This is a genomic window from Pseudoalteromonas umbrosa, from assembly GCF_030125375.1.
In the GTDB taxonomy this organism is placed as follows: Bacteria; Pseudomonadota; Gammaproteobacteria; order Enterobacterales; family Alteromonadaceae; genus Pseudoalteromonas; species Pseudoalteromonas umbrosa.
Map to the genome: position 1 here is coordinate 1 of NZ_JASJUU010000001.1, position 22,104 is coordinate 22,104.

At 40.7% G+C, this 22,104-nt stretch carries 20 protein-coding genes and 3 rRNA genes; all 23 read left to right on the forward strand.

Going from position 1 to position 22,104, the window contains the following annotated elements; translation table 11 throughout:
* A 23S ribosomal RNA gene (locus QNM16_RS00005) occupies positions 1-233 on the forward strand; the annotation flags it as partial.
* Positions 234-350: 117 nt separating this feature from the next.
* A 5S ribosomal RNA gene (gene rrf / locus QNM16_RS00010) occupies positions 351-465 on the forward strand.
* Between the two features lie 46 nt (positions 466-511).
* Positions 512-626 (forward strand): 5S ribosomal RNA (gene rrf / locus QNM16_RS00015).
* Between the two features lie 744 nt (positions 627-1,370).
* Positions 1,371-1,502: a phage virion morphogenesis family protein gene (locus QNM16_RS26430; RefSeq protein WP_369291453.1), complete on the forward strand. Its 132-nt coding sequence runs from the start codon at positions 1,371-1,373 to the stop codon at positions 1,500-1,502.
* A 1,207-nt stretch (positions 1,503-2,709) separates the two neighbouring features.
* Entirely contained in the window at positions 2,710-3,123 is a 414-nt protein-coding gene (flgB, locus tag QNM16_RS00020; RefSeq protein ID WP_063363463.1) for a flagellar basal body rod protein FlgB, read from the forward strand.
* Between the two features lie 2 nt (positions 3,124-3,125).
* Positions 3,126-3,557 carry a flagellar basal body rod protein FlgC gene (gene flgC, locus QNM16_RS00025; protein WP_063363462.1) on the forward strand — a complete coding sequence of 144 codons (432 nt, stop codon included), beginning with the start codon at positions 3,126-3,128 and terminating at the stop codon, positions 3,555-3,557.
* A 15-nt stretch (positions 3,558-3,572) separates the two neighbouring features.
* Positions 3,573-4,250 (forward strand): flagellar hook assembly protein FlgD, encoded by a 678-nt coding sequence (locus QNM16_RS00030; protein ID WP_284018545.1) that lies wholly within the window; start codon positions 3,573-3,575, stop codon positions 4,248-4,250.
* 38 nt (positions 4,251-4,288) lie between these two features.
* Positions 4,289-5,641 carry a flagellar hook protein FlgE gene (gene flgE / locus QNM16_RS00035; RefSeq protein WP_284018546.1) on the forward strand — a complete coding sequence of 451 codons (1,353 nt, stop codon included), beginning with the start codon at positions 4,289-4,291 and terminating at the stop codon, positions 5,639-5,641.
* A gap of 110 nt (positions 5,642-5,751) precedes the next feature.
* Positions 5,752-6,516, forward strand: coding sequence for a flagellar basal body rod protein FlgF (locus QNM16_RS00040; RefSeq protein ID WP_284018548.1), 765 nt, complete (start codon positions 5,752-5,754; stop codon positions 6,514-6,516).
* A gap of 18 nt (positions 6,517-6,534) precedes the next feature.
* Positions 6,535-7,323, forward strand: a complete 789-nt coding sequence (gene flgG, locus QNM16_RS00045; RefSeq protein ID WP_023401742.1) for a flagellar basal-body rod protein FlgG — start codon at positions 6,535-6,537, stop codon at positions 7,321-7,323.
* Between the two features lie 17 nt (positions 7,324-7,340).
* Complete coding sequence (gene flgH / locus QNM16_RS00050) at positions 7,341-8,021, forward strand: flagellar basal body L-ring protein FlgH (RefSeq protein WP_284018550.1); 681 nt, start codon at positions 7,341-7,343, stop codon at positions 8,019-8,021.
* An 11-nt stretch (positions 8,022-8,032) separates the two neighbouring features.
* The gene (locus tag QNM16_RS00055; RefSeq protein WP_284018551.1) at positions 8,033-9,127 is read left to right on the forward strand and encodes a flagellar basal body P-ring protein FlgI; all 1,095 of its coding nucleotides are present in this window, start codon (positions 8,033-8,035) and stop codon (positions 9,125-9,127) included.
* A gap of 102 nt (positions 9,128-9,229) precedes the next feature.
* Positions 9,230-10,222, forward strand: a complete 993-nt coding sequence (flgJ, locus tag QNM16_RS00060; protein WP_284018553.1) for a flagellar assembly peptidoglycan hydrolase FlgJ — start codon at positions 9,230-9,232, stop codon at positions 10,220-10,222.
* 1 nt (position 10,223) lies between these two features.
* Entirely contained in the window at positions 10,224-12,254 is a 2,031-nt protein-coding gene (flgK, locus tag QNM16_RS00065; protein ID WP_284018554.1) for a flagellar hook-associated protein FlgK, read from the forward strand.
* 2 nt (positions 12,255-12,256) lie between these two features.
* Positions 12,257-13,501, forward strand: a complete 1,245-nt coding sequence (flgL, locus tag QNM16_RS00070) for a flagellar hook-associated protein FlgL (RefSeq protein ID WP_284018555.1) — start codon at positions 12,257-12,259, stop codon at positions 13,499-13,501.
* A gap of 332 nt (positions 13,502-13,833) precedes the next feature.
* A complete protein-coding gene (locus QNM16_RS00075; protein ID WP_284018556.1) occupies positions 13,834-14,793 on the forward strand; it encodes a flagellin N-terminal helical domain-containing protein in 960 nt (319 codons plus the stop codon).
* Between the two features lie 462 nt (positions 14,794-15,255).
* Positions 15,256-16,218, forward strand: coding sequence for a flagellin N-terminal helical domain-containing protein (locus QNM16_RS00080; RefSeq protein ID WP_284018558.1), 963 nt, complete (start codon positions 15,256-15,258; stop codon positions 16,216-16,218).
* Positions 16,219-16,377: 159 nt separating this feature from the next.
* Positions 16,378-17,337, forward strand: coding sequence for a flagellin N-terminal helical domain-containing protein (locus QNM16_RS00085; RefSeq protein WP_284018559.1), 960 nt, complete (start codon positions 16,378-16,380; stop codon positions 17,335-17,337).
* Between the two features lie 85 nt (positions 17,338-17,422).
* Complete coding sequence (locus tag QNM16_RS00090) at positions 17,423-17,827, forward strand: flagellar protein FlaG (protein WP_284018560.1); 405 nt, start codon at positions 17,423-17,425, stop codon at positions 17,825-17,827.
* A gap of 21 nt (positions 17,828-17,848) precedes the next feature.
* Positions 17,849-19,270: a flagellar filament capping protein FliD gene (gene fliD / locus QNM16_RS00095; protein ID WP_284018561.1), complete on the forward strand. Its 1,422-nt coding sequence runs from the start codon at positions 17,849-17,851 to the stop codon at positions 19,268-19,270.
* A 17-nt stretch (positions 19,271-19,287) separates the two neighbouring features.
* On the forward strand, positions 19,288-19,716 hold the full coding sequence (gene fliS, locus QNM16_RS00100; protein ID WP_284018562.1) for a flagellar export chaperone FliS: 429 nt from the start codon (positions 19,288-19,290) through the stop codon (positions 19,714-19,716).
* On the forward strand, positions 19,706-20,002 hold the full coding sequence (locus QNM16_RS00105) for a hypothetical protein (RefSeq protein WP_284018563.1): 297 nt from the start codon (positions 19,706-19,708) through the stop codon (positions 20,000-20,002). The genes fliS and QNM16_RS00105 overlap by 11 nt, the downstream gene beginning before the upstream one ends.
* A gap of 17 nt (positions 20,003-20,019) precedes the next feature.
* Positions 20,020-22,104 carry a motility associated factor glycosyltransferase family protein gene (locus QNM16_RS00110; protein WP_284018565.1) on the forward strand — a complete coding sequence of 695 codons (2,085 nt, stop codon included), beginning with the start codon at positions 20,020-20,022 and terminating at the stop codon, positions 22,102-22,104.

Here is a 22,104-nt window from a genome sequence, read left to right on the forward strand (position 1 = left end):
TGGACGAACCGCTGGTGTTCGGGTTGTTATGCCAATAGCATTGCCCGGTAGCTACGTTCGGAATCGATAACCGCTGAAAGCATCTAAGCGGGAAGCGAGCCTCGAGATGAGTTCTCACTTTGACTTTAAGTTAACTGAAGGGCCGTTGAAGACTACAACGTTGATAGGCGAGATGTGGAAGTGCTGTGAGGCATTGAGCTAACTCGTACTAATTACCCGTGAGGCTTAACCATACAACGCCAAAGTGGTTTTAAGCTTGTTAGAAGTTAAGAATAGAAAGTAGACGATAAGAATTTAATTACGCTTCCAGATTTTAGTAAGGTGTTTTAAACATCTTGCATACAGAATTTCCTGGTAAACATAGCATTTTGGAACCACCTGACCCCATGCCGAACTCAGTAGTGAAACGAAATAGCGCCGATGATAGTGTGGGGTTTCCCATGTGAAAGTAGGACATTGCCAGGGCCCAATTTTAAAAAATAAATAATAAAAACTAAAAGTAAAGAATTTGCTTGGTGAACATAGCATTTTGGAACCACCTGACTCCATGCCGAACTCAGTAGTGAAACGAAATAGCGCCGATGATAGTGTGGGGTTTCCCATGTGAAAGTAGGACATTGCCAAGCGCCAAATAAAAGAAAGCCCGATTCGAAAGAGTCGGGCTTTTTTGCGTTTAAGTCCCTTAGCAGCGATTAAAGCGGCTCATTTCACCTTGCACAAAAAGAGCGTACTCACTGCGTTCGCTGCCGCTAACCTTTTGCACGATAGCGCTGATGATAGTGTGTGGGGCGGCCAGCGGTGGCTTTCCCATGTGAAAGTAGGACATTCTACTGCGTAGCGCACCAAAAGCGCCAAATAAAAGAAACCCGTTGCAGAGATGCAACGGGTTTTTGTGTTTAAGTCTCTTGGCAACAGCTAAAATAGCTCACTTCACCTTGCACGAAAAGAATGTCAGCGCTTCGCGCTGTGTCATTAACCTTTCGCACGATATTCACCTTGCGCAAAAAGAGCGCACTCACTTTGTTCGCTGTCGCTAACCTTTTGCACGATAAGTGCAAGTTGAAGTGAGCAAGTTTCACCACCACTAATCTGCTTGCTCGACCCTCTCAAGCGAGTAGTAGTTGAACTCGTTTCAATAACTATATGCTCAACGGTTATGATTACTCGGTTTGCTGGTTGGGTAAGTGCTGCAAACCGATAAAGTAAAATAAACGATATCTATTGCCGAAAGTGGGCGCTTAGTGCAGATCAGAGAGGAAAAGCATAATGGCAGGAGTTAAATTCAGTCTACAATTTTATCATTGATAGTTATCAACATAACTTAATCAAATGCTTCTGAATTCCCAAACCCGAAAACACTCCACTAAAACATTGGTAAATATTTACTTCTATCAACAGCAGAGCGCTGGGATAAACAGCAAGTGCCCGACGGCTCGAATTGGGAACCTCTGAACGAATTTACTCAGAAAAGTGACACTAAAAACAAAAACTCGATTTTATGAGAGTACGATTTTCAGAGTGAAGCCCTTGCATACTTTGCGGATGAAGCCGGCGTTGAGTTTGGCTCAAACCGCGCTCATGCAGATGATATAGCACCTTGGTCTGGCTGCGGTGCCTAGTTGTCAATTCTCAGGGCTGACCTACTACAGTTAGCTGATGAACCTTTTATGATGTGCGTTGTGTGCTCCTGAGAGGCGCTGAGGTGATGTACGGCTACAATGGAATGATTTATGAATATTAACCCCGTTTAGAAACGTTTCTAAAGGTGTTTAAACAGGCTTTTTCTGCAACAGGTCTATAAATTTGATTTAAACAGTTATATAAATTGGCTAATAAGAAAACAGTTGAAGAAGTGCTCATTCGATAATTATAATCTTTAATAGCAAGAACAGCGGTCCATGTACTAACTATTGCGACATAAGAGATAGGGAAAATATAATGAGGAATCCAAATTCCTACTATACTTCGTTTCACTGACAAGGAATCTAGCTAAGCAGCTATTGATGTTGCATCTTGCTGTGCTTATCCTGATACGATCTCTACTATTTATATAGGCTCTATTCTGATCATTAAACTGCTTCGACAGATAATTACAGTCACTTGTGTGAGCTCATATTTCGACCACCTAATGCATGAGTATTAATTAATAATGGCGGTAGTATCTCCAATTGGTAACGGTGAACGTCAGTTATGATGTGAGTTCGAGCCTCAGCCTATCGACACAATTTATACACCGCCCTGAATACCACTTTCTATCGCTGAGCTTTCAACTTTAAACATACTGATGATGGTATCTAATTCGATGGCTTTGCCTTTAAATTTCACTGGGCTTAATTGGGCAACCTAAGAAAACGTAATAAACATAGCCTTTTAAAAAACCGAAATTTGACATTAATTTATTGATTTACCTACTAGGTTTTGTCTCGGTGCTACACATTTTGGATAAGCTGCCCGCAGAAATCTGAATGCCAATCTAAGACTAGCATTATTTTTGAATCATTATTGTCAGAATTCCTCCTATTGCTGGAATAAAACCTGCTTAAACACAGCTATGGATGGGTTAAAAGCATATTATTGACAAAGTTGATTCGCTTTTTATTGTGTTTTAACTTATTGATATTTATTGCTTAAATTTGTTTTCTTGATTAGACCTAAAGTTGGTCTTACTTTTGCATTAACCTGCATATAGTCAAATTTTTGGAGTTGGTTATGGCAATTAGTTTTGATAAAGCGCTAGGAGTGCATCAGCATACAATGTTGATCCGTTCTCAACGTGCAGAGATCTTAGCGAGTAATATCGCAAATGCTGATACTCCCGGTTACAAAGCAAAAGACATAGATTTTGGCCGAGCGTTAAATGCGGCAAAGTCGGCACAGCAAAGCGGCAATCAGATGACCCGTACCAACGAAAAACACATTAGTGGTGGGACAAGATTGACTAACAGTGAAGAATTATTTCGTAATCCAAATCAAACAGATACGGGCGATGGCAACTCTGTTGATATACAGGTGGAACGAAACTTGTATGTACAAAATGCATTAGAGTACCAAGCTAGTTTGAACTTTTTGGGTGGTAAATTTAAAAGCTTGAAAAAAGCGCTTGGTGGTGGTCAAGGAGCCTAATTATGAGTTTATATAACGTTTTTGATATCGCAGGCTCTGGCATGAGTGCACAGAATGTACGCTTGAATACCACTGCCAGTAATATATCCAATGCAAACAGCATCAGTTCTAGTCAGGATAAAGTGTATAGAGCTAGGCATCCCGTATTTGCTGCCGAATTGAATAAGGCAGCAGCGGCAAATCCTAATACATTGAGTTCGTCTGTGGGAGTTAAGGTTTTGGGTATTGTTGAGAGTGACAAGCCGCTGCAAGTTGAATACAACCCTAATCACCCAAGTGCTGATAAAGATGGTTATATCTATAAACCGAATGTGAACGTGGTGGAAGAAATGACAAACATGATTTCCGCCTCACGGTCGTACCAAACGAATGTTCAAGTAGCAGACGCAGCAAAGCAGATGTTAAGTAAAACTCTGTTGCTTGGTCAGCGCTAATTGGGAGTATAGCTGATGAGTAATGATGTCAATTCCGCAACTTCGTCCTTTGTTGACTCGTTGCGTTGGCAAGATAACAAAGTGCCAACTGAGAAAAATGATGAGCTAAAGCAGGAAGATTTCTTTGCGCTACTTACTCAGCAATTGTCTTTTCAAGACCCGAGTAAACCAGCTGACAATGATCAGATGATATCCCAGATGACCAACTTTACGATGGCTGAGGGTATTTCAAACTTAAATACGAAGTTTGAGTCATTGGCCGCATCGATGACATCAAATTCAGCACTTCAAGCATCGACATTGATAGGTAAGAAAGCTTTGCTCGAGTCTGACACCATCGAGCATGGACCCGGCTTGCAGGCGAGAGGGTCTATCATTGTTGCAGAGCCTGTCGAAAAACTCACTTTGAGTATCATCAATGATAAGAAGGAGCTTGTCAGAAAGATTGAATTAGGTAACCAAAGTGTAGGTGCAACCCGCTTCGAGTGGGATGGGCTTACTGATGATGATGAACCAGCCCCTGCTGGCGAGTACACAATTAAAGCTGAAGGGCAAACAAACGGTAAGTTTGAGGCATTGCCAACAGCAACATTTAGAAATATTGATAGTGTGAATGTAAATGGCTCTCAGGGCATTGTAATTAACACTAAAGCTGGTGCAGTTAGACTGTCTGACGTTGCAGAGATAGCTTAATCACAAGATTTAACCTTCATTTATAGAGGTATTAGAGTATGAGTTTTAATATTGCTTTAACAGGACTAGCTGCAGCCCAAAAAGATTTGGACACAACAGCTAATAACATTGCAAACGTAAATACCACGGGCTTTAAAGAGTCTCGTGCAGAATTTGCTTCTGTATATGCATCGTCAGTATTTAGTGCTGGTAAAACTAAAAATGGTGATGGTGTATCAACAACCATGGTTGCTCAGCAATTCCACCAAGGCTCTTTAAACTTTACCCAAAACTCACTTGACCTTGCTATTACAGGTGAAGGTTATTTCGCAATGAGTGAAGATTTAGGTAGTCAAGATTATACATTCACCCGAGCAGGTGCCTTTAAGCTGAATAAAGATAATTTTATTGTCGATGCTAATGGTAACTTTTTACAGGGTTTCCCTGTTGATCCAAGTACAGGTGATACAACATCAGTGAGTTTAAGTACGTCGTCACCATTGCAAATACCAGATGCTTCAGGTTCTCCGCGTGCAACAACGAATGTTTATTCATCATTTAATTTAGATTCAACAGCGACTGCACCAACGATTGCGTTCGACCCCGATACGTCGGCATCTTATAACAGCTCAACGTCGACGACAGTGTATGACTCTTTGGGTGAGCCACATACATTGCAACTATTTTTCCGTAAAGAAGATCCAGCAACTGCTCCAAATGAGTGGCAGGTGTTTGCAACGTTAGGTGGAAAGTCTTTTGATGCAAATGGCAGTGAGATTGTTCCGCCCGCAACAATAACGGCCATTACTGAATTTGGATTTAATGCGCAAGGTTTTCCAGAGCATACTGACGCTGCAGAAACCCCCAACACAGGTACAACCTTTAACCCACTTAATTTAACAGCAGGTAATTTATCTGGGTTATTAACTAACGGCGCAACCTTTCCGTCAGACATTCAATTAAACTGGCGTGATGAAGCTAATACAACCAATAAGTTACCAACGCAGTTTGCAAGCCGTTTTGAAGTTAAGGCACTTGACCAAGATGGTGCGACAACTGGCCGACTTGCAGGTATTGATATTGGTTCTGATGGTAAGATTGTCGCGTCTTACAGTAATGGTGATTCAACCTTCCTAGGACAGGTTGCGATGGTGAGATTTTCAAACTCACAGGGTTTGACTGAAGCCGGTAATACTGGCTGGAAGAAAAGTTTAACGTCTGGTGAGCCAATCGCAGGCGAACCTGGTTCAGGTACTTTGGGTACAATCAACTCATCAGCGCTTGAGCAATCAAATGTAAACTTGACTAATGAGTTGGTTGACTTGATAAGCGCGCAAAGAAACTTCCAAGCAAATTCAAGGGCGCTAGAAGTGAATTCAACATTGCAACAAGCTATCTTGCAGATCCGATAATACCCCTTCTGTAAAAAAAGCCGCATTTGCGGCTTTTTTATTTTTTGACACTCACCTTGGCATTAATATTGCTTTTATCACTATATATTGAACAGTTTTAGGTCGTTCTCATGGATAAAATGCTTTATGTCGCCATGTCTGGCGCTAAGCAAAGCCTTCGCGGTGTTGCGCTTAAGGCTAATAATTTAGCAAACGCAAATACGACAGGCTTTAAGGCTGATTTCGCACAAGCGAGATCGATGCAGGCTTTCGGAGAAGGGTTGCCTACTCGAGTATTCGCCATGCAGGAACGCCCTGGAACAAATATGTTAAGCGGAGCAGTTGCTGAAACAGGCCGGGACTTGGACATTGCTGTAGATGAAAAGTCATGGATAAGTGTAATGGATGCAAGTGGCGAAGAAGCTTATACAAAAGTGGGGACGCTAAATATCACAAGTGATGGTGCTTTGGTAACTAGCCATGGACGTCAATTAATTGGCGAAGGAGGACCAATCATCTTACCGTTACCGATCGATAAGGTCGTGTTTAGTGATGATGGCTCAATTCAAGTTCGCCCTCAAGGCGCGCCTGCTAATTTCTTAGAAACCGTTGATAGGTTGAAAATTATTTCTGCGGACAATAATAAATTAGAGAAAGGCAATGATGGTTTATTTAGGCCAAAAGAAGATCAGCTTGAAGACGGGCATTGTGGCTTTTGTGAGGTTTCCCCGACAGCCAAAGTTATGAGTGGTTATCTTGAAATGTCAAATGTGAATCCCGTTCATGAAATGGTCGATATGATTAATCACCAAAGACAGTTTGAGATGCAAATGAAGTTAATGAAGTCAGCAGAAGAAATCGACGAGCGACACACTTCGCTCCTGCGCATAGTATAAGAGAGTGAGGTATAAATTATGAATCCAGCATTGTGGATAAGTAAAACAGGGCTTGATGCTCAGCAAACTGATATTTCAGTTATTTCGAATAACCTAGCTAACGCTAGTACCGTTGGTTATAAGAAAAGTAGAGCAATTTTCGAAGACTTGCTTTACCAGAATATCAACCAGCCGGGTGGTCGTTCTTCACAAGATACTGAATTGCCTTCAGGTTTAATGCTTGGTGCAGGTTCGAAAGTAGTAGCCAACCAAAAGAACTTTTCTCAAGGGAATATGATCAGCACTGAGAATTCTTTGGACTGGATGATCCAAGGCCCAGGCTTTTTTGAAATTCAAATGCCAGATGGCACGATAGCGTATTCTCGTAATGGTCAATTCACTACGGATGAAACAGGGCGGGTTGTGACATCCGGCGCAGGTTTTCCTGTGCAGCCAGAGATGACAGTACCAGATAATGCGAACTCCATCACCATATCCCAAGACGGTGAAGTATCCGTAAGCATCAACGGTCAGGCGGAAAACACGGTTATTGGTCAATTGGTTATCAGTGATTTTATCAATCCATCAGGGTTAGAGCCGATTGGACAAAATTTGTATACAGAAACTGCTGTAAGTGGGGCTCCAGTGCAAGGTAACCCAGGTGTTGAAGGATTAGGTTCTATGGTGCAGGGGGCGCTTGAAACGTCAAATGTGAACGTAACTGAAGAATTGGTAAACCTGATTGAGACCCAGCGCGTCTATGAGATGAACTCGAAAGTCATTAAGTCAGTTGACGAAATGCTAAGTTACATCAATCAACAACTTTAAGTAGGGTAGGGCAGATCATGCGTAAATGTATATTGGTAGTTACGTTAGGTTTAGGCTTAAGTGGATGCATGTCTACGGAAAACAGTGATGTTGTTAGAGATGATCCTTATTACGCACCTATGTATCCCGAAATGGAAGCTGAGCCAGTCGTCACAACGGGCTCGCTGTTCAACTCATATTCAAATGATCTGTACTCTGATAAAAAAGCAGTGAGAGTCGGCGACATAATCACAGTTGTATTGAGAGAGTCTACTCAAGCTTCTAAAGCGGCTAATTCCAAATTAGATAAAGACAGTGAAGTAAATGTGGACCCTTTTCTTGGTCTAGGCAACGCCCCTGTCAATATTGGTGGCGATGCCATTCAATTGGATATGGGAGCGAACTCTTCCTATCAAGGTGATGCACAAGCCAATCAATCAAATAGTTTGTTTGGTAACATCTCTGTGAATGTTATGAGAGTTTTACCCAATGGCAACTTGGTGATCCGAGGTGAGAAATGGCTGACACTTAATACGGGGGAAGAGTTTATTCGCTTAGAGGGTTTAGTGAGGCCACAAGATGTTTCCGCTGAAAACGAAGTGGAGTCTAATCGAATTGCTAATGCACGTATCCAATATTCAGGTAAAGGTCAGACGCAAGAAGTCCAAAGTGCTGGTTGGCTAACTAAATTCTTCATGAGCACATTAATGCCATTTTAAGGAAGTTGATTATGCGTATTCTGCAAAGTGTTATTTTATCATGGCTCCTTATCTTGTCGATAAATGTACAAGCTGAGCGAATTAAAGATGTCAGTGTTGTGGAAGGAGTTAGGAGCAACCAACTCATCGGTTATGGTCTTGTGGTGGGTTTACCTGGTACCGGTGAGCAAAGCCGATTTACTGAACAAAGTTTTAAAGCGATGCTAAATAGCTTTGGTATTACTTTGCCTGGTAACTTAAAACCAAAGATTAAAAATGTTGCTGCTGTAGCTGTCCATGCTGAATTACCGCCTTTTGTTAAACCAGGACAAAGTATTGATGTAACAGTATCGTCAATTGGTAGCGCTGGAAGTTTGAGAGGCGGTACATTGTTACAAACATTTTTAAAAGGTGTAGATGGTAATGTTTATGCAATAGCGCAGGGCAGTATGATCGTCGGTGGTTTAGGTGCGGAGGGGTTAGATGGCAGTCGAGTAGTCATTAATACGCCGACTGTGGGCCGAATTCCTAACGGCGCAATGGTTGAACGAGCAGTTAAGAGCCCGTTTACACAGGGAGACCATATTACATTTAATTTAAATCGACCTGATTTTACAACAGCGAAGCGTTTAGCCGACAGAATCAACGAATTAGTTGGTCCAAATAGCGCCAGCGCATTAGATGCCGCCTCTGTGAGAGTTATAGCTCCTAGAGATCCATCACAGCGAGTTGCTTATTTGTCCACTTTGGAAAACTTGGAGTTTAAGCCAGCAGATACCTCGGCAAAAATCATAGTTAACTCTAGAACAGGGACTATTGTAATTGGTAAAGATGTCAAACTTCAGCCTGCTGCTATAACGCACGGTGGTTTGACAGTCACGATTGCGGAGCAAACGAATGTATCACAGCCTCAGCCTTTGACAGATGCAGATGCTGTTGTGACGCAACAGAGCATTGTTGATGTTGATCAAGATGATTCTCGAGCATTTGTATTTGATCCCGGTAGTAGCTTAGATGATTTAGTTCGTGCCATTAATGCAGTCGGTGCAGCACCGGGCGATTTAATGGCCATATTAGAAGCGCTGAAAGAAGCAGGCGCAATTCATGGTCAATTAGTCGTCATATAGTTTTATTTATAATCAATAAGATAGCCTCAATGTTTTGAGGCTTTTTTTTGGCCCAGTATTTGCATTGCTAACACTATCTGTTTTAACGACGTGTTTTTGACCATGAATACTGATCCTACACACAATCAAAGTTTTTTTGATTTAAACAACCTGAACTCACTGAGACAGGATGCATTAAAAAGTGCAGGGGATGGTGATGCGTCAAAGCAGGCGTTAAAAAAGGCTGCGGAGCAGTTTGAGTCAATCTTTACGCAAATGCTATTGAGCAGCATGCGTAAGGCAAATGAAGCATTCGAAGACAAAGATAGCCCTTTCAATTCGAGCAGTGTTAAATTTTACCGCGACATGCATGATCAGCAAATGGCACTAGAGCTGTCAGGTAAAGGTAGTTTAGGTTTAGCGGATTTGATTGTTCAGCAACTTTCTCCGCAAAAAGATGGTTATATGCCTTCCTCAGTTATTCGTACTGGGGCGGAGATCCAAAGCGATAAAATAGCCGGTGGCCAAGCTCCACATAAAAATACCCCAGACAGCACTGAATTGACTACGTCAGCACCTTCCGAGATTGCTCAACAGCAGCAAACTGATCCTCAAGCTTTTGAAAGCCCAGAAGAGTTTATCAATACTTTGTGGGGTTACGCTAAGTCAGCTGCTGAAAAAATTGGGCTAAACCCTGCTGTTATGGTGGCACAAGCTGCTTTAGAAACTGGTTGGGGCAAGCATGTTATTTCAAAACCTGATGGTAATAGCAGTTTTAACTTATTTAATATCAAGGCGGATAGCCGCTGGACAGGAGATAGTGCCAGTAAAATGACACTTGAATTTGAACAGGGCTTACCTGTTAAAAAACAAGCAAACTTTCGCGCTTACGAGTCACTGAAAGACAGTTTCAGTGATTATGTAAACTTTTTACAGTCTAACCCTCGTTACGAAGATGCATTGAAAAAAGTTGCTAAACCGAGTGATTACCTAGATGCCTTGCAGCAAGCTGGATATGCGACCGACCCAAATTATGCGAACAAAATTAAAAATGTATTAGGTGGAAGTCATTTTCAATCGGCTTTGTCTTCGTTTATACGTCAAGGAGTAAACTAAGATGTCTTTTAATTTAATGAACATTGGCACTTCTGGCGTTAGAGCAAGTAGTGAGTTACTGCAAACGACCAGTAAAAATATCGCCAACTTAAACACAGTCGGATATATCAGGGAGCGTACAGAGCACGCGACCATGATAGGCAATCAAGTAGGGCGTGGAGAAACTGTCAGACTGTTAAATGAGTTTGCGCAAAAGCAGTTGTATAGAGATATATCTAGTCAGTCTTATTATAATCAGTTTGTTACTGAGTCAACGCGTGTTGATACCTTGTTCGGCGAGGATTCCAACAACTTAAACTCGAGTATTAACTCCTTATTTAATAATTTACAAGAAGCAATGAATTTGCCTTCCTCAACAGTGACTCGCTCATTATTTTTAACAGACGCGCAAAATATGATTGATCAGATGGATCGTTTGTCGGGTATTGTGTTTGATCAAAACAATATAGTGAATGAGCAATTGTCGATATATTCGCAAGAGGCAAATAATTTAATTCAGAAAATAAGCGATTTAAATGGACAGGTTGGTGCACTTAATGCGAACCCAGATAATGATAATGCTAATTCTGTACTCAATGAACGAGACCAAGCGATCAAAGATCTTTCTGAATTAGTTGATATTGAAACATTGGATGGTTCTAACGGTGAAAAGCTAGTCTTTTTGGGGTCTGGCCAGGCCGTCGTGATGGAAAACGGCAGTTTCAATCTATTTTCATTGGATGGTGATCCTGACCCCAATAAAAAGGAATTGAAGCTCGATATTACAGAGGGCGCTGCAATTGCTCTAGCTGTCGATCAAACAAAGTTACAGGGAAAAATTGGTGGGCTTTTGGCATTTCGAGATGAAATCCTGATCCCTGCACAAAACCAACTTGGTCAAATAGCACTTTCCTTAGCAGATGCTTTTAATCAACAAAACAAACTGGGCATGGATCTAGATGGTAACTTGGGAGGGAATATATTTACTATTCCGACGACTGCGGGTTATCCACACAGCAGTAACACAAGTACAACTCAGCTAAATGCTACATTAGAAGCTGGTCAAGGTAAGCAGATCCCTGCAACAGATTTTAGAGTCACTTATAATGCAGGTAACGTCACGATTGCTGCAATTGATGCTCAGGGAAATACTATTGGTAACGCCACTACCGTCCCTTATACTGCACCTTTAAATTCTCAAACTGTTACCCCGACAGGGGCTGAACTATTTGGTTTGGAAATTAACTTCACAGATGTGAATGGTGCTGCAGCTTTACCTAACGACGGAGATATATTTGATATCAAGCTGAATTCTGCGGCTGCAGGCACATTGTCTCTAGCCACGGATAGACCTGAAAGCCTTGCTTTGGCTTCTCCTGTTCGTACAGAGTCTTCAGCGAATAATGTTAGTAACGCGACTATTTCTGTGGGAATGGTTACTAATACTGATCCCGCAAGCAGTAACTTTTCTGCGACTACGCCTCCTACTTTTACTAATGGCACAATTACGTTGGTGAAAACAGGTAACCCTGATGAATATCAAATAACAGATGCTAGCGGAACGACAACATTTACAGCACCCGCACCGCGAGAGAATATTTTAGCTGCGGCGGGTGGCGCATTTGCGGCTTATGGTTTTGATTTTGATATTGATGGCGAGCCTGCAACAGGTGATACGTACGTTATTGAGTTCAATGAAGGCGGGTTTGATGATAACCGTAACGGACTCTTATTAAGCGAGCTTCAATCAGGAGAACTTGTCAGACAAAATGTAGTGACAACAGCAGTTGCAGATAATTTGAAGACGTTTAATGAAGCTTATGCCGGTTTGGTGACAGAAATAGGTGTAGTGGCAAACCAAGCGAAAACAAATGGGGCCGCATATGATGCACTTGCTGCGCAATCTGAAGCCTGGTTTGAGTCAGTGGCTGGCGTAAATTTAGATGAAGAAGCAGCAAATTTATTACGTTTTCAACAATCTTATTCTGCTGCGGCACAAATATTGAGTGCTGCCAGAACTGTTTTTGACACTTTACTTAGTGCAGCGAGGTAATTATGCGTTTATCTCATAATATGATTTTTAAGAATAACTTGAATTCTATTTTAAACAGTCAACAAGAAGTCAATAAGTCGATGAATCAAGTTAATACGCAAAAGCGTGTATTATCGGCATCTGATGATCCCTCTGCAATGGCAAGGTCCTTACTGTATTCTGATAAAATTCAAACTAACGAGCAGTACTCGAAAAACCTGACCATGCTTAAGAGTCGTCTTGATACGCAAGAGGGTGTATTAGATAATATTAAAGACTCACTGACTCGTTCTATTGAATTGACAGTGAATGCGGGTAATGGCTCTTTAACTTCACCAGATAAATCAGCATTATCTGAAGAGCTTGAATCGATAAAAACAGCTGTTTTAGAGCTGATGAATTCTAAAACTGAAGACGGGCGCTATATTTTCTCTGGTTATCAAGATAATACTCGAACATACGAATACGATAGTAACAATAATCGATATGCTTACAGCGGTGACCAAGGTCAACATAAGATAAAAGTGGCTGAAGGTGTTGAGATTAAATCAAGTGATAATGGGTATGATGTTTTTGAGAGCGTAGAACAACGGTTAAATGTTACGAGCAATACAGCTACGCCTTCGGGCGGTATAGTAAGTTCAGACGTATATGTTACCCAGCAAGGTCCATTTGATTTATTTCATAAAGCAAATTACAACCCAGACCCTACGGCACCAGCGACAAGAAATGAATTCCAACTTGAATTAAATGGAACAACAACTCCACCAAGTTACAGATTGATGCAAGGCGCAACAGTATTTGATTCGGGTACGTACACTGAAAATAATATTCAAGTAGCTGGAATGGAGTTCAGTTTTACAGGGACTGCGGGTGCTGCTGATACAATTACATTTGAACTTGAAGCGCCTCAAAAAGACAATGTGTTAAATACTTTAGATAACTTAATAACCGCTGTACAAGATCCTAATTTGTCTGACAAAGATTATCGTCAAGTTTTAGCTGACTCAATGATTGGGTTAGAAAATGCAAAAAATAGGGTGTCTCAAATTCAATCTGGATTAGGTGGAAGGATGAACACTGCGACACGGATCACTGAAGCAAATATAGATTTAGATATTAATAATAAAATATCGAGAGCGGATCTGATCGAGCTAGATATGGCTGAAGCGATCACTGAGCTCACCAAACACGAAACTCAGCTTCAAGCATCGCAAGCAACATATGGACGATTGTCCAACTTATCATTACTTGATTATATTCGATAATTAAAAGCCGTCAGTAACTTGACGGCTTTTTTGTTTATAGGCCTTAAAAAATCAAGTTTTTTTACTAACCAACTGAACTTCATAAGTAAACTTACCCAGTAGTAATAAACTATTGCAAACGGAAACTTCTTTCCCATCTAATACATAGCTCACTTTAATTGATTTAAATCACTTTAAATTCAATATCTTAAAAAAAATATCAAAAAAATTCTAAAGGAAACTTTTTGCCGTCCGATAACTTAATTAACCAAGCCGGACAGTTTAAATAACTCGAAGGTCATGAGAGTTACAAGTTTGAGAGTAAGTACTCAGTTTACAGTGGGAGAATTACCATGGCACTTTATGTAAATACTAACGTAAGTTCATTGAATGCTCAAAGACAACTAAGCAATTCAGGCAACTCATTAGACGTTTCGTTTAAACGTCTATCATCAGGCTTCCGAATCAACAGCGCAGCTGATGATGCGGCAGGTCTACAAATTTCTGACCGTTTAACATCACAGATTAACGGTCTAAACCAAGGTAACCGTAACGCAAACGACGGTATTTCATTAGCACAAACAGCTGAAGGTGCAATGGATGAGGTAACGTCAATGTTCCAGCGTATCCGTACTTTGGCGCAACAGGCTTCGAATGGTTCAAATACAGACGAAGACCGATTGGCGATTCAAGAAGAAATTCGTTCATTATCGGCAGAAGTTAACCGTGTAGCGGCAGATACTACTTTCGGTGGTCAAAACCTATTAGATGGTACGTATGAAGCGAGCTTCCAAGTCGGTGCTGATGCAGTACAAACAATCGGCTTTAGTATGAAAAATGTTGCCGGCACGGCAAATGATATCTCTACTAATGGCGGGTTTACGCTATCAGGGATTGCAGGTGTTGCCAGTGCAATCGCTAAAAATGACTTGTCAGGCTTAGCTAGTGGCGTTAGTGCAATTTCAGGCGCATCTAATGACTTTACTTTTAGTGACACATTCCAAGCTGGGTCTATCAGTGTATCTTCACAAGCAAATGCACAGGCTGTTTTAGCTGGTATGGACGCGTTGATTGCTGTAGTAGATAAAAAACGTGCGGAATTAGGTGCGGTTCAAAACCGATTCCAGTCAACTATTCGTAACCAGTCGAATATTGCTGAAAACCTATCAGCTGCAAAATCTCGTATTAAAGATACTGATTTTGCTACAGAAACAGCATCACTAACTAAGATGCAGATTCTACAACAGGCTAGCCAAACAATCTTAAGTCAGGCTAATCAACGTCCGCAAGCTGCATTGAGTCTATTAGGTTAATAAAAGTAGAAATTAGGTAAGCGGAGGAAGAAGATGGTGTCTGTGCTTGATGGGGTATTAACACAGACACCGGAATTGGATGGTAAAGCGGAGGAGCTTATAATCCAAAACAGTTCATGTTTTCAATGAACACCTTAATGTTAGCACTTTCCGTGCCAATATTTAGAATAAAATATTGACACTCACTCTCAAACTTTTATAAAAGGAGGCAGTAGCCTCCTTTTTTATCGTCCAAACAAATTTAAATATTTATTTTTCAATGTTTTGGCGTTTTTATCCAGAAAAGGTCAAAAAACAAAATTTAAATTGGCATATTGTTTGCTTTTACTTATTCAAACTTTGATTAGTTGTGCAAGTGGCAGTTTATTGCCCCATCGCAAAAAATGTTTTCGCGATTAGAACTGACCTCTTGTGCGCAATAATTGCTCTGATTTCAGAGCATTTGAATAGAGAGAGTGAATCATGGCTTTATTTGTAAATACTAATGTAAGCTCGCTGAATGCACAGAGACAGTTGCAGCAGTCGGGTGTTGAACTAGATACATCGTTTAAAAGATTATCTTCAGGTCTTCGTATTAACAGTGCAGCAGATGACGCTGCTGGTCTTCAAATTTCTGACCGCTTGCAATCGCAAATTTTAGGTTTGAATCAAGGTAACCGAAATGCAAACGATGGTATTTCACTAGCGCAAACCGCTGAAGGTGCAATGGATGAAATCACGTCAATGTTTCAACGTATTCGAACTTTGTCACAACAAGCGGCGAATGGCTCAAATACAGATGAAGACCGTCTAGCAATACAAGAAGAGATCCGTCAATTGGCTGCGGAAGTTAACCGAGTCGCTTCAGACACTACTTTTGGTGGGCAGAACTTGCTTGATGGCTCATATTCAGCAAACTTCCAAGTGGGTGCTGATGCAGTACAAACAATCGGCTTTAGTATGCAATATGTTGGTGAGACAGCAAACTCAATGGTTGCTAATGGTGGTTTCACAATGTCGGGTATTGCTGGTATTGCAAGTGCAGTAGGACGAAACGATCTGTCTGGGTTGGCTGATGGTGTCAGTGCAATTTCTGGCGCGTCAAACGACTATACATTTAGTAATGTGTATCAGGCTGACACTCTTAGTGTATCTACACAAGCAAATGCACAAGCTGTTATGGCGGGAATGGATGCGATGATAGCGGTTGTAGATAAAAAGCGTTCAGAGCTTGGTGCTGTTCAAAACCGTTTCCAATCGACTATTCGAAATCAGTCAAATATTTCTGAAAACCTAGCGGCTGCAAAATCACGCATTAGAGATGCGGACTTTGCATTAGAAACTGCTATGCTTACAAAAAATCAGATTTTACAACAAGCTAGCCAAACTATCTTGGGTCAGGCGAATCAAAGACCACAGGCTGCATTAAGTTTATTACAAGGTTAATTAAATTATTTTTTAAATTATTTGCAAATAAAGCTAAAGCTTTCGCTTTATCAGTCGATAGCGGAGTTAGAGAACTATAACTTTAGGACTCTAGCAATCGTTAAAACAGGGTAGGGGTATCCCGTTTTAGCGACCAAAATTGATAAAGCGGAGGCTATTATGGCTTTATACGTAAACACCAATGTGAGTTCTTTGAATGCGCAAAGGCAATTAAATAACTCGTCAAACTCTTTGGATGTATCATTCCAAAGGTTGTCATCTGGTACTCGTATTAATAGTGCGAAAGATGATGCAGCAGGTTTGCAAATTTCAAACCGATTAACAGGCCAGATAAATGGTCTTAATCAAGGTATTCGAAATGCAAACGATGGTATTTCACTTGCGCAAACAGCAGAAGGTGCGCTTGATGAAACAACGCAAATGTTCCAACGAATTAGAACACTTGCACAGCAAGCTTCTAACGGTTCAAATACTGATGAAGATAGATTGGCGATCCAAGAAGAGATCCGCTCATTGTCGTCTGAGGTAAACCGAGTTGCTGCCGATACTACTTTTGGTGGTCAAAACCTATTGGATGGTACATATGATGCCAGCTTCCAAGTAGGTGCTGATGCAGTTCAAACGATAGCATTTAGTATGCAAAATGTATCAGGTACAGCTAATGACGTAAGTGCGAACGGTGGTTTTACCTTGTCAGGTATTGCTGGTGTAGCAAGTGCGATCGCAAAAAATGATTTATCAGGTTTAGCGAGCGGCGTTAGTTCAATTTCTGGTGCGTCTAACGACTTTACTTTTAGTGACACATTCCAAGCTGGGTCTATCAGTGTATCTTCACAAGCAAATGCACAGGCTGTTTTAGCTGGTATGGACGCGTTGATTGCTGTAGTAGATAAAAAACGTGCGGAATTAGGTGCGGTTCAAAACCGATTCCAGTCAACTATTCGTAACCAGTCTAATGTATCTGAAAACCTATCAGCTGCACGTTCACGTATCAAAGATACTGACTTTGCCACTGAAACTGCAAGTTTGACTAAAATGCAGATACTTCAACAGGCAAGTAGTTCAATTCTGAGTCAGGCTAACCAAAGACCTCAGGTCGCACTCTCTCTACTTGGTTAATCTGGCGTTATGGTTGCGTCAAGTTTGGGACAAAATACAAACTTGACGTATACTATAAATTAGGCTTGTTACTTGGAGGTGTATTATGAAAGACGTTCAATCTACAGTTGGCGTTAACGGCATGGTGCCAGCTCCTGATAGAGTGAAGCCCGAAGAAGGAGTCGAAACGTTACGAGCCATCGAAGATGCACGTAAGCTTGAACTATCTCAAGAAAAGAAGGAAGACGAAGAGAAACTTCAACCTGAAATTTTTGAAGGAGTTAAAGCTAATCTTGAGCGACTCAATAACGTTTTGCCTGTCACTTCAACTAACCTGTCTTTTGAATTTGATGAAAATGGTGATCCGCCTTTCATTAGAGTGATTGATAGGGGCAGTGACGAAGTGATTAGAGAAATTCCTTCTGAAGAGTTTCGAGAAGTAGCTAAGGCTTTGGATGAATTTGCCGATAAGGTATCAGGTAAAGGCGTGTTGTTCGACAGAACGGCTTGATTATTAGTTGGAGGTAGCAAAATGCCACTTATTACGTCTGCTGGAGTAGGCTCAGGTTTGGATCTTGAAAGTATTATTAAAGCATCTGTAGATGCTGAAAATAGACCCAAGATGCAACAGTTTGCGTTGAAAGATGAACGACTCACTGTCGAGCTTTCTGCGATAGGCGAAGTGAAGTCTTCTATCTCCAAACTTAATGAAACCGTCGAAAAATTGGCGGATATTGATAATTTCAACAAGCGTGTTGCCAATATAACCCAACCAAGCAGTGGGGATATTATTAGTGTAACACCTACATCTGATATTTCAGTCGGTAATTTTGACATAGCAGTAACGCAGCTAGCGCAAGGAAGTCGAGCTGTAAGTACCGATGGAGCTTTTGCAGATGCAGATGCAGTTGTCAGTGCATCTGGTGGTACGCTCTCTTTCGCAGCTGGAACAAACACGTTTGACCTTAGCGTAACAGCTGGAATGACATTGAGTGAGCTTAGAGATGCTATCAATGCGGATGAAAACAATTTTGGCGTTACAGCAAATATCATCAATACTGGAGATACAGACGTAGGTAGTAAGTTAGTTTTAACCTCGAGTGTGACAGGTTCTACTAACAATTTAGTCATAACAAGTGATACTGCTGAATTAGATGCAATCGAGACTTATGACGCAACAACAAATCCGACCGGTGGCATGGTGATCGCTGATGACGATAAAGCACAAGACGCAAAAATTTTAGTCGATGGTCTGCTCGTCACCAGCGATACAAATACTTTCAAAGATGCGGTGCAGGATATGACTATTACTGCGAAAGCTCTAAGTGAGCAAGATGCAACGTCATTGGAATACGACACAGCTAAGCTAAACATCGATTATGATAGAGAATCTGTTAATACATTAATAGACGAATTAATAACAAATTATAATGCCGTAATAGGGCAAATAGGTTTTAGAACTCGAATTGGTGAGCCGTTGAACGGCGACTCTTCGATGCGTAGTTTGGATGACCAGTTAATTACTGCCTTGTCAAAATCTTTGACTGATGCTGGGCCGTTTGAATCTATTTTCGATATCGGCTTAGGTGTGGATAAAGAGGGTTATCTTGAAAAGTCATCTCTTGTGCGTAGCTTAAATGAAGCAATGGACTCTAACTTTGATGATATTGGCACAGCATTTGCAGGTGAAAATGGTGTTGCTAAAGAACTTGAATCGTTACTTGGTAACTATGTAGATTCAGATGGTTTGCTCAAGCAAAGAGAAGATAGCTTAAATAGCCAGATTAAAGATTTAGAAGACGATGTAATAAACCACGAGTTTAGGATGGCGTCACTAGAAGATCGGCTAAGGAAGCAATATGCGGGCTTGGATGTTTTGATTGCTCAAATGCAGCAAACTCAAAACTATCTAGGTGCACAACTAGCGAATTTACCTGGGTTTACCAAGAAATAATAAAGTAAGGAGCCGTTATGTATAACGCAAGAGTCAAAAATTATCAGCGTGAGGCACTTAAAACTCGAGTCGCTGGTGCAGATAGATATGAAGTTATTCAAATGCTTATGGCAGGCGCTATTGAAAAAATGGTACTAGCTAAGGTCTCTATTGAGAAAAAACAGTTAGAGGCCAAAGCTGAGCATATATCTAAATCTTCGGCAATCATCGGGGCTCTTAGAGATTGTTTAGACTTTGAAGTAGGTGGAGAGGTAACTGAAAACCTTTATGCTTTGTACACATATATGTTGGAACGCTTACTCGATGCTAGTATGCAAAATGACCCAGCTATTGTAGATGAAGTTTCTAACCTTCTAAAAGAGATTAAGTCCGCTTGGGATGCTATTCCATACGAAGTACGTGAAAAGACGCTTAATCAAAATGGTGCTGATGCGAATGTTGGCTGAGCTAACGGAACTTGATGACCATGTAAAAAAATTAGAAGCTCACTGTCAAGCTGGTGAGCTAGAAAGCGCTGAGGAGGCGCTCACTAAGGTAGACTTCACTTTAAAGAGAATATTTTCAAGTGATGATCTAGACTTATCAACAGAGCAAGTAGAACATTTAAAAAGCTGCTACGAAAATATATCCGCTATAAGTGATAAATTACGTCAACAAAAAGGCGATGTGACGAGCCAGTTATCGCAGCATATAGGCAATAAAAAGAAAATAAACGTATACAAAAGCATCTAAGCCAATATCAAATTAATATGAGCCAAAAATCCCTCGAAGAGCAAATTCAATTATTAGATGAGCAGTTATCTAGCTCAATCGAACATCAAGCTCGAGAAGCTGAATTTGCAGAAAAAGCAAACGACAGGTTTGCATTAAACATATCTTGTTTTCAGAAATACTTTCCAGATATCGCTCAAGCCATAAGTGACTTCCAAGTCCGTGAAGATTTTTGTATTCATGTCACTACGACTGGATATGGTAACTTTGTGCCTGCAGATATGTCTGCACCTGTTTATAGTGATGATCCCATAGGGCAGGTTAAGCAGCAGGTAGAGCATAGTATTAAAAATCCCATGTTCAGTGCGACAGATTATACTGCTTATCAACCGAATGATGCAGATAAGCGTATTCATGTGCGTTACATGGGGGCACTTACGCGCGCTATGCGTAAAATTCAGGCTCACAATAAAGCACACTTTACTGAATTACCTGCGTGTTTTCCTTCAGCTATGATATTCGGAATAGGTCTTGGCTATCATATTGAATTGCTTCTAGAAAAAACACAGTTTGATTATTGTTTCCTTATTGAGCCTGATTTTGAAGTGTTTTTTGCTAGTTTGTTTTGTACAGATTGGTTCAAAATAATCGAAAAAGTTGACGAGCAAGGTGGCTCTTTATTTTTTCAACTCGGTGCAGACAAAGAATCATTTATTAAAGACTTAGAAGTACTTGCTGATGATATCGGTGCATTCTCAGTCGTACGCTCTTTTTGTTATCAACACACGCCGCTTCCTGAGATTATTGAACTGATCCAACAGTGGTCGCAGCAATACTTTAGATTCCAGTTTGGACACGGTTTCTTTAACGATGCTATTACAGGGTTGTCTCATTCAGTACATTTGCTCGAAAAAAATATACCGATTTTAGTGCAGCCAAAGGAAAAAAGGCTCGATCTATCAACGCCTGTTTTTATCTTAGGTAATGGCCCTTCGCTAGACGAAGCTGAGCAGTTTATTAAAGATAATTGTGATAAAGCGATTTTAATGGCTGCAGGCACATCGATTGCGTCTTTATATAAAAAAGGTATTCCGGTTGATTTTCATGTACTAGTAGAAAGACCCTACTCAAATTACAAAATATTTGGTGACATATTACCACCTGAAGAATACAAAAAAACAAACTTAATTGGTTTGAATACACTGTATCCAGACAATACAGACAGGTATAAGTGGTCTGGAATTGCTGGTAAGGGTAATGAAGCTGGAACGTTTCTATTAGAGATCATTAGCCAGACACAAAGACAGGTAGGCATTCCACTAATGCCATATTGCAACCCTGTAGTTGCAAATGCGGCTCTTTCTTTCTCTATGTTTGCTGGCTTTAAAAATATTTACTTGTTTGGTATTGATAATGGTAATTTATTAACCGGTGAACACCATAGTAAAGACAGTATCTATCGTCTTAATCAAGAAGATGAAAATGAAGACGGGGTAGTGTGTTTAAAAATGGATGGCAAGTATTTGCCTGCCAATTTTGGTGGTCAGGTTGAGTCTAATGACTTATTTATGACAGCTCATAGCCAAATAGAAAAGTTGATTGCACATTACCCAAACAGAGCTGTTTATAACATTGGTAATGGCGCAAAAATAAATGGCGCGCATGAAGTACATGCAGAAGAGCTTCTTCCTCTACCAACTGATAGAGATAAGTTATCACAAGTCGAATTTCTCAAGCAGGATTATTTCGAGCAGTTTAATGTTGATTCGGTAGATGACAGTCTATTAGGTGTCGAGGCATTTGAAGAAATCTGCGAACATGTGTTGAATTTGGCTCAAGAGCCTATACCAACACGCAAAGATGCTTCTGATAATTTGCTTAGGCAAGCTCGATACATTTATTCTTTAAGAAACTCAGTTCTTCATCATCTTCATCATATGTTTAAAGGCGCGCTTCTCTACTACCATTGCCCTATGCTTTCGCTGTTATACACCTATGAAGATGAGCAGTTTACGTTGGAAAGTTACAAAGAGTTGAATGAGCTTTGGAAAGGTTATGTGTCTGAAATGAAAGAGTCTTATAAAAAGGACTACCGAGCTAAATGTGACTTGGGTAAGGAGTAA